This is a genomic window from Streptococcus sp. HF-2466 (assembly GCF_015594645.1).
Classification (GTDB): Bacteria; Bacillota; Bacilli; order Lactobacillales; family Streptococcaceae; genus Streptococcus; species Streptococcus anginosus.
Genome location: NZ_JADNQU010000007.1, coordinates 32,922 through 47,718 on the forward strand (window position 1 = coordinate 32,922; position 14,797 = coordinate 47,718).

Here is a 14,797-nt window from a genome sequence, read left to right on the forward strand (position 1 = left end):
CTTATCTGTGGCGTCCATGACAATTTTTAAATTTCTTACCAGAACCACATGGACACAAGTCATTGCGCTTCACTTTTGTCAAATCAATATCGCTAGGTAAGCCAGATTGTTGTGCTGAAATATTGCGTGTCGCTGTTGTGCTGATATGATGCTCCGTACGTGGACGTTCTTGCTCGTGAATTTGAGCCTTCATCATCAAACGCGTCACATCAAATTCGATCGAACCAATCATATCATTAAACATACGGAAACTTTCAGCTTGGTATTCAACGACTGGGTTATTTTGAGCATAACCACGAAGTCCAACTGCGTTCCGAAGTTGATCCAAAGCATCAATGTGATCAGTCCATTTGCTATCCACGACGCGCAAAATCAGAACTTTTTGGAATTCTCTGACGGAATCCTCATCGCGAAGTTTCGCCACTTGACTATCGTAAACCTCCAAGGCACGTTTGTATAAATCAGCCTTGATATCTTCATCAGACAAGCCTTCTAAATCTGCGATTTCAATAGATTCTTCTGGAACAAGATTGTATTTTGCAAAATTAACAATTGCTTCTAATTTTTCATCTTGTTCTGCACGACTGTTGCCATCCACAAAACGGTTGATCGTTCGCTTCATCATGGCGTGAATTTCCGGTGCCAAATCACGATCCGCCGTAATGACATCATAGCGCTGCGCATAGATAATTTCACGTTGCTCCCGCATAACATCATCATATTGAAGGACTTGTTTACGTGTATCATAGTTGTTCCCTTCAACACGCTTTTGAGCTCCTTCTACTTGACGCGTCAGCATACGAGATTTGATGACAGATTCTTCTTCGCTAAGGTTCATGCGATCCAAAACAGCTTTAATCCGTTCCGATCCAAAGCGACGCATAAGTTCATCTTCAAGTGATAGGTAGAATTGTGATTCACCAGGATCTCCTTGACGACCTGAACGACCACGAAGCTGATTATCAATACGACGGCTTTCATGTCGTTCTGTACCAATAACGCAAAGTCCACCAAGTTCACGAACCCCTTCACCAAGCTTAATATCTGTACCACGACCAGCCATATTGGTTGCAATCGTTACCGCGCCACGTTGACCAGCATTCATAATGATTTGCGCTTCTTTATAGTGATTTTTCGCATTCAATACTTCATGAGGAACTCCAGCTTCGACTAATTTTTTAGAAATATAATCACTCGTTTCAACAGCAACTGTCCCAACAAGTACAGGTTGTCCTTTTTCATGACGAGCTTTCACGTCCTCAACAACCGCTTTAAATTTAGACTCAATACTTGGATAAAGAAGATCTGGATGGTCAATACGAGCTACTGGACGATTTGTCGGAATCGGAATGACCCGAATATTATAGGTTTCGCGGAATTCTTCCTCTTCTGTCTTAGCTGTCCCTGTCATTCCTGACAATTTCTTGTACATACGGAATAGATTTTGATAAGTGATAGAAGCCGAAGTCTTCGTTTCATCCTGAATTGGCACACCTTCTTTGGCTTCAATTGCTTGGTGAAGTCCGTCTGAATACCGGCGACCTTCCATTGTACGGCCTGTAAATTGGTCCACAATCAAGATTTCTTGCTCTTCACTCACCACATAGTCAATATCTAACAGCATGATATAGTTTGCACGAAGGGCATTGTCAATAAAGTGAGTTAGTGCTACATTTTCAATATCATACAAATTTTCTAACTTGAAGTAGCTTTCTGCTTTATCAATCCCAGAGTCAGAAAGTCCAATGGTTTTAGACTGCACATCAATGATGTAGTCATCTTTATTAAGAGACTTCACAAAGCTATCTGCCATGTGATAAAGTTGGTTTGTATCAGACGAAGTTGGTCCTGACACAATCAAAGGCGTACGAGCTTCGTCAATCAAAATGGAGTCCACCTCATCGACCAAAGCGTAGTTTAGCGGACGCTGCACCATGTTTTCAGCACGCACCACCATATTATCACGCAAATAGTCAAAACCAATCTCTGCATTGGTTGAATACGTGATATCACATTCATAGGCTTCTTTTTTCTCTGCGGATGACTTCGCAGCAAGGTTGATACCAACAGAAAGCCCCAACCAAGAGTACAGTTCCCCCATTTCCGTTGCGTCACGCTCTGTCAGATATTCATTTACTGTAACAACGTGAACCCCTTCTCCAGACAAGGCGTTCAGATAAACCGGCATGGTCGCAGTCAAAGTCTTTCCTTCCCCTGTACGCATTTCTGGCACATCTCCATGGTGTAAGACAATCCCACCCATAATCTGTACTGGGTAAGGGAAAAGTCCTAACACACGCTTTGCACCTTCACGAACAACCGCAAAAGCTTCATAAAGCAAGTCATCTAATGACTCGCCATTTTGATACCGTTGCTTAAATTCATCCGTTTTTGCTTTCAAAGCTTCATCTGACAAAGCAGCCATTTCATCTTCATACGCCATGACTTTCTTTGCCATTTTTTCTAATCTTCTTAATTCACCTTTATCATTTTCGATAATTTTTCTTAAAATATTCGCCATTTCTTTCCTTACTTGTTACAATTCTTATTTTAAAATGTTCTTTTCATTATAGCATTTTTCACTATATCTTTCAAGAAAATAAAAGGATAAAACGGCAGTTCCATTCAAAACTGCCGTTTTATGTTCTTACTCTTTTAAGTGATAAGAATAGCTGGCTACAACGACATTTTCATGCCATCTGAGGAAATATTTCAATTTCAAGCTCATTTGATTGTGTAGCATGTTTTGCCAACTATGATTTGGAATGAACTGTGGCACTAATACCGTTACGGTATAACCTTTCTTCTGCGCACCACGAGCGATTTTTGTTACATACTGTACGGTTGGTCTGATGATATTACGGTAGCTTGTTTCCACATTTACAAATTGAATATCTGGAAAATATTGTTTAAATTCACTGGCTACTTCTTCGTCTTTTTCTTGTGTTTCTTTGGTAGATACGTGCATAGCAATCACTTCATCACCGATACTACGGGCATAATTCATCGCACCAACGCTAACTCGTGTGACATTCCCGACAAGCACCAAAACCAGATTTCCTGCATAGTCTACGCGTTCAATTTCTTCATTCAAACGTAGCTGTTTCGCTACTTTATTGTAATGATTTTTAATACTCAAGAAAATCCATAATAAAACGATGATAATCGGAAAGAATGGCCAAATATCTCGCAAACGAAAAAGTAGCAAAATCGCTACAATGGTGTAACAAATAGCAGCGCCTAAAATATTTGCTACTGAATATTTCAAGAAATGTTTTCCATACTGCTTGCGCCAATGCACGACCATTCCCGTTTGAGAAAGAGCAAAAGGCACAAATACACCAATGGTATAAAGTGGAATGAGCCGTTCAGTATTCCCATTAAAAATTAGCAAAAGAAGAATAGCACCGATAGCTAAAGTCAGAATCCCATTTGAATAACCAAGGCGTGCTCCTTTTTCCATATACATGTGTGGCATATATTTATTTTTTGCCATATTGTAGGACAACATGGGAAAGGCCGAAAAACCTGTATTAGCCGCTACAGCAAGGATGAGCGCTGTTGACAGTTGGAAAATATAAAAGAGAAGCTGCCCAACAGGTGAATTTCCCAAAATAGCTTGCGCCATTTGAGCGAGCGTTGTAACGCCTTTTACCGGAACGATGCCAATCCAGTAGTTTAAAAAAGTAATACCAGCAAACATGAAACCTAAAATGGCTGCCATAATTGCCAAGGTTTTCGCTGCATTTTCAGCTTTGGGTGTTTTGAAAAATGGTACAGAATTTGAAATAGCTTCCACACCTGTCAGAGAAGCTGAGCCACTCGTAAATGCACGAAGCAGAAGAACCAAACTGACACCTGAAATAGATTTTCCAATCGGAGCTGTTGCATGGTAGGATAAATTTCCCAGCAATAATTGCGATAAACCAAAGCCAATTAAGAAAACGGTACTTGCGATGAACAAATAAACTGGAATCATCAGCGAAACCGCCGATTCCCGCAAGCCACGTAAATTCATTAACATTAAAATCAGCACTAAAACAATCGAAATATGCAAATTGTACGGATGCAAAGCAGGAATTGCTGACGTAATCGCATCCGCTCCAGAAGAAACAGATACCGCTACTGTCAACATATAATCAACTAGCAAACTACCACCTGAAACTAGACCAGCTTTAGGGGAAAGATTTTCCGTTGTGACCATATAAGCCCCACCGCCTTGTGGGTAAGCATGAATCACCTGACGATATGAAATGGTTAAACTAGCCAGCAAAATCAGCACCACAATACCAATTGGTAACGACCACCAAATTGCACCAGCAGATACGGATACCAAAACCAAAACAACTTGTTCAGGACCATAGGCAATCGAAGACAGAGCATCACTTGACAGCATAGCCAAGGCTTGTAGCTTAGTGAGTAAATTCCCTTCATCTCCCTCATCACTTGATTTCAAAGGTCGCCCGATAAAAATGTTCTTCAACTTGGAAAACATATTTTTTCTCCTAAATTTTTCAATATTAGCCATTATAACGCTTTTCTGAAATACTATCAACGTTTTCTGAAAATGACATCATTTTTTAATATAACTGATAATTTCTGCATAAGTAAGAGAGCAAAATAGACTGAAATCATTGCTTGGAAATCATCTGTAAAAAAATAGGCAAACTACTGAACCACTACATCATGATGCTTTAGACTTATAATTTTAAAAAGGTTACGGACTTTTCCCTAACCTCTGATTTTCTATATAAAAGATATTACGGATGACTAACAATCATTTCAAGGTCTTGCCCTTCGAATGTCCACTCTTCCACATCGCTTGGTAGGATAAAATGGTCTCCTTTTGCGATTGGATACGTTTCCCCATCTACAGTTAGCACACCTTGCCCTGCTAGCACACTTACTAGCAAATAAGCAGCTGTATTTTCAATCGCCACTTTCCCTGATACTTCCCATTTGTAAACAGCAAAGAAATCACTAGCTACTAAAAGCGTTGATGTCAAATCATCTGCTTCCACCGTAACTGGACGGCTATTAGCTGGTGCACCGATATTGAGCACATCAATGGATTTTTCCAAATGCAACTCGCGCAGATTGCCTTTAGCATCTTTTCGATCAAAGTCATAGACACGATAGGTAGTATCGCTAGACTGTTGTGTCTCTAAAATCAGAATGCCTGATCCAATGGCGTGCATAGTACCGCTTGGAACATAGAAGAAATCTCCGGCCTTGACTGGCACTTTGGTTAACAGCTTATCCCATTCTTTCTTTTCAATCTGCTGACGCAGCTCTTCTCGTGACTTGGCATTGTGCCCGTAGATGATTTCTGCTCCTTCATCTGCAGCAATCACATACCAGCACTCTGTTTTTCCCAACTCCCCTTCGTGCTCCATAGCATAATGATCATCTGGGTGAACCTGAACACTGAGCCAATCATTGGCATCCAAGATTTTGGTTAAAAGCGGAAAAACAGGCTCGCTGCTGTTACCAAATAACTCTCGGTGTTCTGCATAGAGCTGATCCAATCCCATACCAGCAAAGCGACCGTTTTTAATCGTAGATACGCCATGCGGGTGAGCCGAAATCGCCCAGTATTCGCCTACTTTATCACTGGGAATTTTATAGCCAAATTCATCTCGCAGCTTCGTTCCGCCCCAGATTTTTTCCTGCATAACAGATTGTAAAAATAATGGTTCTGACATCATTTCCTCCTTTAATATTGCACAAATGACTTAAATATTTTTAACATCTAAAAGAGAATACCCTCTCGTGTCAAAGCGATTGCGGCTTTTCGAATACTCAATCGGACGTCCAGTTTCCAGATAAACAACTTGCTCCACCTGCAAAATCGGATCTGTCTCTTGGCAAGCCAAATAGTTTTGGTCATATTCATCTGGCTTTTCAGCTGTGATATGGCGATAACTTCCGGCAAATTTTAAGTTTAATTCATCCCATAAATAAGCATAGATAGACTGAAGCAAAATGCTCTCATCCAACCCTGGCACCAAGTCACACGGCATATACGTGTGCTCCAACACATAAGGTTGGTCATCAAGCAGACGCAATCGTATAATTTTATAAACCGGTACTGTCATTTCCACTTGCAGGCGCTCTGCAATCTCAGCTTCTGGAAATTCAACTGCAAATTGAATAATCTGGCTCGTTAATTTTCGCTCATCATTTTTTAAACCTTGACTCAAGCCATTGTAGTTATTCAAGCGAAATTTTGAATCTTCTTTATCCCAAAAGGATGAATTTAACACTCTCGTCCCATTTCCTTGTTTGGAAAAAATCAATCCCTCAATGGTTAGAATCTCAACAGCTTTTTTTATAGTCATTCGGCTAACACCGAACTCTTTTGATAATTCAGACTGAATAGGCAACATGGAGTCTACTGGGTAGACTCCATTTGCGATTCTATCTCGAAGTATATTCGCTATTTCTTCGTATTTAGGCATATGATAGCTCCTGCAAATCTGTCATTCATCTCATTATAATACAGAATCAGGTTGTTTGTCCAGCATACGAAGGAATGGATACCAGATAAATCCAACAATCACCATATCCACTAACTGAAGGACACCACCTAAAATGGAATTAGTTGCCATCATACCACTTTTTTCCTTGATACTCTAACTATACTATATTTTAAAACAAATGTCTATACTTTTTCGAATAAAAGGTTGGCTTTTTACCAAAAATATAGAATTATAATATTATAATATAGAATTTTTTATAAAGGAGAAAATACAGGTCATTTCTTTAAAGAACTGTCTGACAAAAATGGTTTTGAAGATTGAATTTAGCAAAACTCCCCAAGGATTCTGATACCTTGGGGAGTTTGAGTTCAACTATTTCTTTTCTAACAAAAAAAGTAAATCAACAGTCAAAAAAACAGAAACTCTTCTCAGATCATTTTGACTAAGAAGAATTTCTGTCTTACTTACTATCTTCAATTCAACTTACGCATACTCTGCGTCTTCATCGAATTGACTATTGTAAAGATCAGCATAGAAGCCGTTTTGTTCCATCAATTGTTCATGATTGCCTTGTTCAATGATATTGCCATCTCGCATAACCAAAATTAAGTCAGCATTACGAATCGTTGACAAACGGTGAGCAATGACAAAGGAAGTCCGTCCTTCCATTAGTTTATCCATCGCTTTTTGAATCAGCTCTTCCGTCCGTGTATCAACAGATGAAGTCGCTTCGTCCAAGATAAGTAATGGAGCATCTTTAAGAAGGGCACGCGCAATGGTCAGCAATTGCTTTTGCCCAACAGAGAGACTCACAGTATCGTCCAGCACCGTATCATATCCTTTTGGCAAAGTCTTGATGAAGTGATGAACCCCAACAGCTTTGGCAGCTGCCACAACTGCTTCATCAGAAATATTTTTCTGATTGTAAATCAAATTTTCCTTAATCGTTCCCTCAAATAACCAGGTGTCTTGGAGAACCATGGAGAAGGCATCGTGTACCTCAGAACGTTTCATTTGCTTGGTATCAATGCCATCAATCGTAATCCGCCCTTTCTCAATCTCATAAAATTTCATGAGCAAGTTGACAATGGTCGTCTTCCCAGCACCGGTCGGACCGACAATGGCGATCTTTTGCCCTGCTTTGGCCTTGGCAGAAAAATCATGAATAATCGTTCGATCTGGATTATAACTAAAGAATACCTTATCAAAGGTAACATCTCCTTTTAGGGTCGTGAGTTGTTGCGCTTTATGCTCATCATTTTCCATTTCAGGCTCTGCTAAAAATTCAAATACGCGTCCCATAGCAGCGCTAGCTTGTTGAAGAGTAGTAATCCCTTGTGCAATTTGTGACAACGGTTGAGAGAAAATCCGTACATATACCATAAAGGCAACAATCGTTCCCATAGTGACATCGCCATTCAAAGCCATGCTCGCCCCAACCAAAACAACCATAACGTAACCGAAGTTCCCTACAAACATCATAAGCGGCATCATAATCCCTGAAATGAATTGTGATTTCCACATACTGTTGTAAAGGTTAGTATTAAGTGTTTGAAAGGCTACTTTGGATTCGTCTGTGGCATTGTAGCTGACAATGACATTATGCCCAGAGTACATTTCTTCCACATAGCCATTGACGCTGGCAAGATTTTCTTGTTGTGCTCGGAAGAATCGTTGAGATTTTCCCATAATCAAAGCAACAAAGACAAAGCCAATCAAGACTGATCCAATCGTCACAAAGGACAAGACCACATTATTGTAAAACATCATAAAGAGAACCGCAATAAGCAGTAAACTTGATGAAATCACCGTTCCTAAACTTTGGTTCAAAGATTGCCCAACAGTATCCACGTCATTTGTGACCCGTGAAAGAGTGTCCCCTTGGGAATGGCTGTCAAAATAGCGTAGAGGCAATTTATTGATTTTTTCAGCAATAGCTGTCCGCAAGCGTTTGGAGAAATGCTGAATAACAGATGAAATGATAAAAGATTGAACGTAATTTAACAAAGCACCTGCTGCGTACAAAATCGCTAAGAAAAGAGCAATGTTGGAGATTGATTTCAAATCAATCTGACTTCGCATCCCCTCTGTGATAAGGTTGGTAATTTCTTTTAATTTGTCCGGTCCATAAACTGTAATAATACTAGACACTGCCGCTCCTACAAATGCAATGAGCAATGGAAGCTGAAAACCTTTGAGATAAGGTTTCACTTGGCTAAATAAAGACGATTTTTTATTTTCCATTTTCCAATTCCTCCTTCGATAATTGTGAGTAAGCAATTTCTTGATAAACTGCGTTCGTTGCCAGCAATTCTTTATGAGTACCCTGACCGACTACTTTTCCTTTATCCAGTACCAAAATCTGATCGGCATCCATAATCGTTGAAATCCGCTGCGCCACAATCAATCTCGTTGTGTCCTTCACTTTTTTCGCTAATTCTTCCCGCAAAATGCGGTCTGTCTTATAGTCCAGCGCTGAAAACGAATCATCAAAAATCAAAATTTCAGGCTTGCGAGCAAGCGCACGCGCAATCGCCAAACGTTGCTTTTGCCCACCAGAGAAATTCGTACCGCTTTGTGCAACTTCAGATTGCAAACCGTCTTCTTTTTCTTCAACAAATGATTTAGCCTGTGCCAAATCAAGTGCAGCCCACATTTTTTCGTCATCCAATGGGCTTTCATTGCTTTGCCCAAAGTCTAAATTACTCTTGATATCACCAGAGAAGAGGACAGCTTTTTGTGGAATGTAGCCAACTTTATTATGCAAATCTTCCAGCTGATAATCTTTGACGTTTACTCCATCCACTAAAATTCTTCCTTCTGTCACATCATAGAAACGAGGAATTAAGCTGATTAAAGTGGATTTCCCAGAACCGGTTGATCCAATGAAAGCTACGGTTTCACCTGCTTTAGCTGTAAAGCTAACATGTTCGATAACAGCCTCAGAATTTTTAGCATAGCGGAAAGACACATTGTCAAATACCACTTCCCCTTTGACATCTTTCGCTATTTTTGGCTCTGTTGGAGACTCAATCGTTGAATATAAATCAAGCACTTCATTGATCCGTCCGGCAGACACCAAGGTACGAGGTAGAATGATAAAAAGAGCCCCCATAAGCATGAAGCCTATCACCACTTGCATGGCATAAGACATAAAGACGACCATATCACTAAAAATTGGCAAACGTTCTGGTAAGGCTGCGTCTTGAATCAAGTAAGCCCCAATCCAATAAATCGCCAAAGTCAAGCCGCTCGAAATCCCCATCATAATTGGATTTAAAATCGCCATGAGACGACTGACAAAGAGATTCAAACGAGTCACTTCATCATTAGCTCCTGCAAACTTGTCATCTTGATAGTCTTCAGCGTTATAAGCCCGAACAACACGAATCCCTGTTAGACTTTCACGCGTAATACTATTTAACTTATCAGTCAACCGTTGAATAACAGATTGCTTTGGAAAGGCCAACGTCATCAGAACTGTTGTCATGATAATATTCACAATAACCGCCACAATAACCGCCCAGAGCCAGTATTCTGATTTCCCAATGATTTTCGTAATCGCCCAAATCGCCATGATTGGCCCACGCGTCACAACTTGCAAGCCCATGGTAATCATGAGCTGAATTTGCGTAAGATCGTTGGTTGTCCGCGTCAAAAGACTCGGAATAGAGAATCGCTTAATCTCAGCGTCTGAATAATCCAGCACACGATTGAAAATATCTGACCGCAAACTCGTTGTAAAGCTAGCCGCCAATCTAGCCGCAATAAAGCCAACTGTCACAGCACTAAGAAAGCTCGCAAAAGACAGCCCAATCATTTTCAAACCTGGATCCCACAAATCAGAAACTACTGTCCCCCTCGTTTGGAGGAGTTCCGTAATTTTTGAAATATAAGTTGGAACCTCTAATTCTAAATAAACTGTTAAACAAGTAAACAAGATGCTGATGACAATCATCCCTACTTCTTTGACAGTTAAACGTTTAAACAATTTAAACATTCGCTTCTCCTTTTTCTAATTTTTCAATATTCTGGTAAAATTTTCCCATCACTTGAAAAAAAGTAACCAAATCTTCTTCTGAAATATCTGTCAATAGGCAACGATCCATTTCATCAAAAAAATCACGAATTTTATTCATGCGCTCCTTTGATTCCGGCGTTAAACGAATAATCTTAGCGCGTTTATCGGTCTCACTTACTTCCAGATAAATCAAGCCATTCTTCACCATTCGCTTCATTAAATTACTGGCAACGGACTTAGTAATGCCCAACTCCTGCTCAATATCTTTAATAAAGGTCATCTTATCACAGTCTTCGCGGTGATTCACAAAATGCAATACCTGCCCCTGCGGACCCGCCATAAATTCAATTCCTCGCTCTTTGGCAATTTTTTGAATCATTAGATGTGTTTTTCGTCCAAATCGCTTGAATTCCAATAATGGTTTTTCCATTTTGACTTCCTTTCAAATAGTTCTCTAGAGAACCAATTGGTTTCCATGAGAACTATTTTACTATAATTTAAACGAATGTCAAGAAAAAAGTTCCTATGAGAACTATTTTTTGACCAATTAAAAACCCAGTACTATAAAAGCTGAGTTTTCAGGTCATTAAATCAAAATCCCCTCCAAATGATCCAATTCATGCTGGCAGATTTGTGCAGGAAAATCTTTCAAAGTCAGCGTTTGCTTTCGCCAATGTTGATCCAAATATTCAACTGTAATTTCCTTATAACGAGTTGTCAAGCGACTCCCCGCAAGTGATAAACAGGACTCTTCCGCTCGGTAAGGAGATGACTTCCTTTTCAAAATAGGATTGAACATGATAACAGGCACCATACCATACATAAAAATAATGACCTGCTTCTGCACTCCAATCATATTGGCTGCCATTCCGACACACTTATCTTTGTTCGCTCTTAAGGTATCGAACAAATCTTGCCCAATTCCGACATCTTCTTTGCTTGCTGGTTGTGCTTTCTGCTGCAAAACCAACATATCTTTTACAATTGGTTTAATCATTTTCTTCCTTATATCAAAAAAAGAGCAAGCTTATTCAATATTCACTCACTTGCTCTCAATTACTCAATTATCCTTTGTTTTTTTCGCTGACTTTTTTAGCTAAGACAAAGTTTCCAAGTGTCGCTGACCCATTTCCTGCAACCGCTGGCGTTACAATGTAATCACGTACATCTGGAACAGGCAAATAACCATTCAACAAAACTGTGAACTTTTCACGAACGCGATCCAACATGTGCTGTTGCGCCATAACACCTCCACCAAAGACAATCACATCTGGTCGAAAAGTCACTGTCGCTTGAATTGCTGCTTGCGCAATATAATAGGCTTGAATATCCCAAACAGAGCTGTTTAGTTCAATATTTTCACCTCGAATGCCTGTCCGGGCCTCTAAACTAGGTCCAGCAGCCAGCCCTTCTAAACAGCCATTATGGAAAGGACACACCCCATTAAATTCTTTTTCTACATCCATTGGGTGTTTTGCAACGTAGTAATGTCCCATTTCTGGATGACCCGTCCCACCAACAAATTCACCACGTTGAATGGCGCCAGCACCAATTCCCGTTCCAATAGTATAATAGACCAAATTTTCAATTCGTCCGCCTGCATTATTTCGCGCCACTACTTCACCATAAGCAGAGCTATTAACATCTGTCGTAAAGTAAATCGGTACATTTAAAGCACGTCGCAAAGCACCGACAATATCGACATTTGCCCAGTGTGGTTTAGGTGTCGTTGTAATAAAACCATACGTTTTTGAATTAGGGTCAATATCAATCGGTCCAAAAGAACCAACTGCAAGACCGGCTAAATTCTCAAAACGAGAGAAAAATGCAATCGTCTTATCCAACGTTTCAATCGGTGTGGTCGTTGGAAATTGTGTTTTTTCAATTACTTCAAAGTTTTCATCTCCAACCGCACACACAAATTTTGTACCACCAGCTTCTAGGCTTCCATACAATTTTGTCATTTCAAAACCTCTTTTTATTTTGTTTTCTTCTCTATTCATTATAGCATATCATCGTATGACTTCTGAGTAAAAATCTTACTTTTTCTTCTCTTTTTCAAAGAAAAGGGAGTGGGAAAGAACTGGAAAGAGTTCGTTTCCCACCCCGCACAGTTGATTGACAACTTTGAGACATGAAGCGAGCAAAGAAAACAATCAACCGCTACGTCAATGTGTTTTGTTAACCAAAAGTGAAGAAGCTGAACCTTTTTGCTCAACCTCTTATCACATTATACGGTTAGGCTTTTAGCTCAATCACAGCATCGCCTTTCGCTACTGTACCCTCTGCAACAGGAGTAACAGAAGCATAATCAGCTGTGTTGGTAATAATCACCATAGTTGTGTCATCAAGACCAGCGGCTGCAATTTTCGCAGCATCAAATGTACCAAGAACATCGCCAGCTTTCACCTTATCACCTTGAGCAACTTTTTGATCAAATCCGTCACCGTTCATAGAAACTGTGTCAATACCTACGTGAATCAAAATTTCAGCACCATTTGCCGTTTTCAAGCCGTAAGCGTGACCAGTTGCAAATGCGATTGTCACTTCTGCATCCGCAGGAGCATACACAACACCTTCACTAGGTTTCACCGCAACGCCTTGTCCCATAGCACCGCTAGAGAATACTGGATCATTGACATCTTTCAAGTCAACCATTTGACCAACGATTGGAGAAACGATTGTTTCATCAGAAAGGACTGGCGCAGCTGCTTCATTAGCTTCTACTACTTCTTTTGCTTCAGTCACTTCTTCTTCAGCATCTTTGTAACCAAATGCGTAAGTCAAACCAAATCCAAGACCAGTAGTTACAAGTACCATGAAGATATATTGAAGAACTTGCCCATTCAGATAGAGCAGTGTACCTGGGATAATGGTAATACCAAATCCAGTACCAGCAAGTCCAAGAATAGAAGCTAACCAACCACCAGCAGCACCGGCAACAAGACCAAGTACAAATGGTTTACCATAACGTAAGTTCACCCCGAAAATAGCCGGCTCAGTAATTCCAAGACCTGCAGAGAGAGCAGCCGGGAAGGCAAGAGCTTTTAGTTTTTTAGATTTTGTTTTTACACCAACTGCAAGAGTTGCACCCGCTTGGGCAGTCATAGCAGCTGTGATGATTGCATTAAAGGCATCTTTTCCTTCATTTGCAATCAATTGTGCTTCTAGTAAGTTGAAGATATGGTGAACACCAGTTACCACGATAAGCTGATGCACACCACCAAGGATGAGACCAGCTAAGCCAAACGGTAAGGCAAGAATAGCTTTTGTCGCAGCAAGAATGACATTTTCAAGTGAGTGGAAGATTGGACCAATGACAAAGAGTCCAAGAACTGACATCACAAGGAAGGTCAAGAATGGCACAACAAGCAAATCAAGCACATCTGGAATTTTCTTATGCAACCATTTTTCAAGTTTCGCACCAAGTAGTCCAATGAAGAAGGCTGGCAATACTGAGTTTTGATAACCAACTACTGGAATGAAACCAAAGAACATGATTGGCTTTGCAGCACCAGAAGCTACATCCCAAGCATTTGGAAGAGCGGTATTTACCAACATCAAACCAAGTACAATACCGATCACTGGATTCCCACCGAATACACGGAAAGCTGACCAAGAAATCAAAGCTGGGAAGAAGGCAAATGCTGTATCTGTCAACACAACTGTGTAAGTATAGAAGTCTGACGCAGCAAAGGCTTTTGAAGTTGTTCCAAATAACCCAAGAATCGTATCGTTATTAATCGCACCACGAATCCCCATGAAGAGACCTGTTGCTACGATTGCTGGCAGGATTGGCACAAATACGTCACCAAATGTACGAACGGCACGTTGGAACCAATTTCCCTTTTTAGCTGCTTCTGCTTTTTGCTCACCAGTTGAAGATGTAGGCAAACCAAGCGCTACCACTTCATCATAGATTTTATTCACTGTACCAGTACCAAAGATAATTTGGTATTGGCCTGAGTTAAAGAAAGCTCCCTGAACCTTTTCAAGATTCTCAACTCTGTCTTTATCAATCTTAGCTTCATCTTTGACCATGACACGCAGACGGGTCGCACAGTGAGCAACACTACTTACATTGTCACGTCCGCCAATGGCCTCAATGACTGCTTTTGCAATGTCCTTATTTTCCATTTGCATCTCCTTATTGAAAATAATTAACTTTTATGAAAGCGATTTAATCGCTCCTACGACTATTATTTTAACATGATTCCAAAATATGTCAAGCGTTTTGCAGAAATTTTATTTTTTTCTATTAAAAAGTTGATTTTTTCAGAGAAAACGTTTACTA

General features: G+C 40.1%; 10 protein-coding genes and 1 pseudogene. All 11 read right to left on the reverse strand.

Going from position 1 to position 14,797, the window contains the following annotated elements:
* Position 1: 1 nt before the first annotated feature.
* Entirely contained in the window at positions 2 to 2,521 is a 2,520-nt protein-coding gene (gene secA / locus IYQ91_RS06645; protein WP_195673421.1) for a preprotein translocase subunit SecA, read from the reverse strand.
* A gap of 126 nt (positions 2,522 to 2,647) precedes the next feature.
* On the reverse strand, positions 2,648 to 4,495 hold the full coding sequence (locus IYQ91_RS06650) for an APC family permease (protein ID WP_195673422.1): 1,848 nt from the start codon (positions 4,493 to 4,495) through the stop codon (positions 2,648 to 2,650).
* 265 nt (positions 4,496 to 4,760) lie between these two features.
* On the reverse strand, positions 4,761 to 5,705 hold the full coding sequence (manA, locus tag IYQ91_RS06655; RefSeq protein WP_195673442.1) for a mannose-6-phosphate isomerase, class I: 945 nt from the start codon (positions 5,703 to 5,705) through the stop codon (positions 4,761 to 4,763).
* A gap of 30 nt (positions 5,706 to 5,735) precedes the next feature.
* Positions 5,736 to 6,461 carry a GntR family transcriptional regulator gene (locus IYQ91_RS06660; protein WP_084740534.1) on the reverse strand — a complete coding sequence of 242 codons (726 nt, stop codon included), beginning with the start codon at positions 6,459 to 6,461 and terminating at the stop codon, positions 5,736 to 5,738.
* Positions 6,462 to 6,494: 33 nt separating this feature from the next.
* Positions 6,495 to 6,620 (reverse strand): annotated as a pseudogene (locus tag IYQ91_RS06665) (PTS cellobiose transporter subunit IIC); the annotation flags it as partial.
* Positions 6,621 to 6,965: 345 nt separating this feature from the next.
* Positions 6,966 to 8,726 (reverse strand): ABC transporter ATP-binding protein, encoded by a 1,761-nt coding sequence (locus IYQ91_RS06670; RefSeq protein ID WP_195673423.1) that lies wholly within the window; start codon positions 8,724 to 8,726, stop codon positions 6,966 to 6,968.
* Positions 8,716 to 10,482 carry an ABC transporter ATP-binding protein gene (locus IYQ91_RS06675; RefSeq protein ID WP_084740527.1) on the reverse strand — a complete coding sequence of 589 codons (1,767 nt, stop codon included), beginning with the start codon at positions 10,480 to 10,482 and terminating at the stop codon, positions 8,716 to 8,718. The genes IYQ91_RS06670 and IYQ91_RS06675 overlap by 11 nt, the downstream gene beginning before the upstream one ends.
* Entirely contained in the window at positions 10,475 to 10,933 is a 459-nt protein-coding gene (locus IYQ91_RS06680) for a MarR family winged helix-turn-helix transcriptional regulator (RefSeq protein WP_003031754.1), read from the reverse strand. Before IYQ91_RS06680 ends, IYQ91_RS06675 begins: the two co-directional genes overlap by 8 nt.
* Before the next feature lie 156 nt (positions 10,934 to 11,089).
* Entirely contained in the window at positions 11,090 to 11,500 is a 411-nt protein-coding gene (locus tag IYQ91_RS06685) for a peptide deformylase (RefSeq protein WP_195673424.1), read from the reverse strand.
* 67 nt (positions 11,501 to 11,567) lie between these two features.
* A complete protein-coding gene (gene scrK, locus IYQ91_RS06690) occupies positions 11,568 to 12,467 on the reverse strand; it encodes a fructokinase ScrK (RefSeq protein WP_003026165.1) in 900 nt (299 codons plus the stop codon).
* Between the two features lie 274 nt (positions 12,468 to 12,741).
* Entirely contained in the window at positions 12,742 to 14,640 is a 1,899-nt protein-coding gene (locus IYQ91_RS06695; RefSeq protein WP_195673425.1) for a sucrose-specific PTS transporter subunit IIBC, read from the reverse strand.
* Between the last annotated feature and the right edge of the window lie 157 nt (positions 14,641 to 14,797).

Coding starts and splice junctions, on each gene's coding strand:
- secA (WP_195673421.1), bottom strand. CDS start 2,521: ATGGCGAATATTTTAAGAAAAATTATCGAAAATGATAAAGGTGAATTA.
- IYQ91_RS06650 (WP_195673422.1), bottom strand. CDS start 4,495: ATGTTTTCCAAGTTGAAGAACATTTTTATCGGGCGACCTTTGAAATCA.
- manA (WP_195673442.1), bottom strand. CDS start 5,705: ATGTCAGAACCATTATTTTTACAATCTGTTATGCAGGAAAAAATCTGG.
- IYQ91_RS06660 (WP_084740534.1), bottom strand. CDS start 6,461: ATGCCTAAATACGAAGAAATAGCGAATATACTTCGAGATAGAATCGCA.
- IYQ91_RS06670 (WP_195673423.1), bottom strand. CDS start 8,726: ATGGAAAATAAAAAATCGTCTTTATTTAGCCAAGTGAAACCTTATCTC.
- IYQ91_RS06675 (WP_084740527.1), bottom strand. CDS start 10,482: ATGTTTAAATTGTTTAAACGTTTAACTGTCAAAGAAGTAGGGATGATT.
- IYQ91_RS06680 (WP_003031754.1), bottom strand. CDS start 10,933: ATGGAAAAACCATTATTGGAATTCAAGCGATTTGGACGAAAAACACAT.
- IYQ91_RS06685 (WP_195673424.1), bottom strand. CDS start 11,500: ATGATTAAACCAATTGTAAAAGATATGTTGGTTTTGCAGCAGAAAGCA.
- scrK (WP_003026165.1), bottom strand. CDS start 12,467: ATGACAAAATTGTATGGAAGCCTAGAAGCTGGTGGTACAAAATTTGTG.
- IYQ91_RS06695 (WP_195673425.1), bottom strand. CDS start 14,640: ATGGAAAATAAGGACATTGCAAAAGCAGTCATTGAGGCCATTGGCGGA.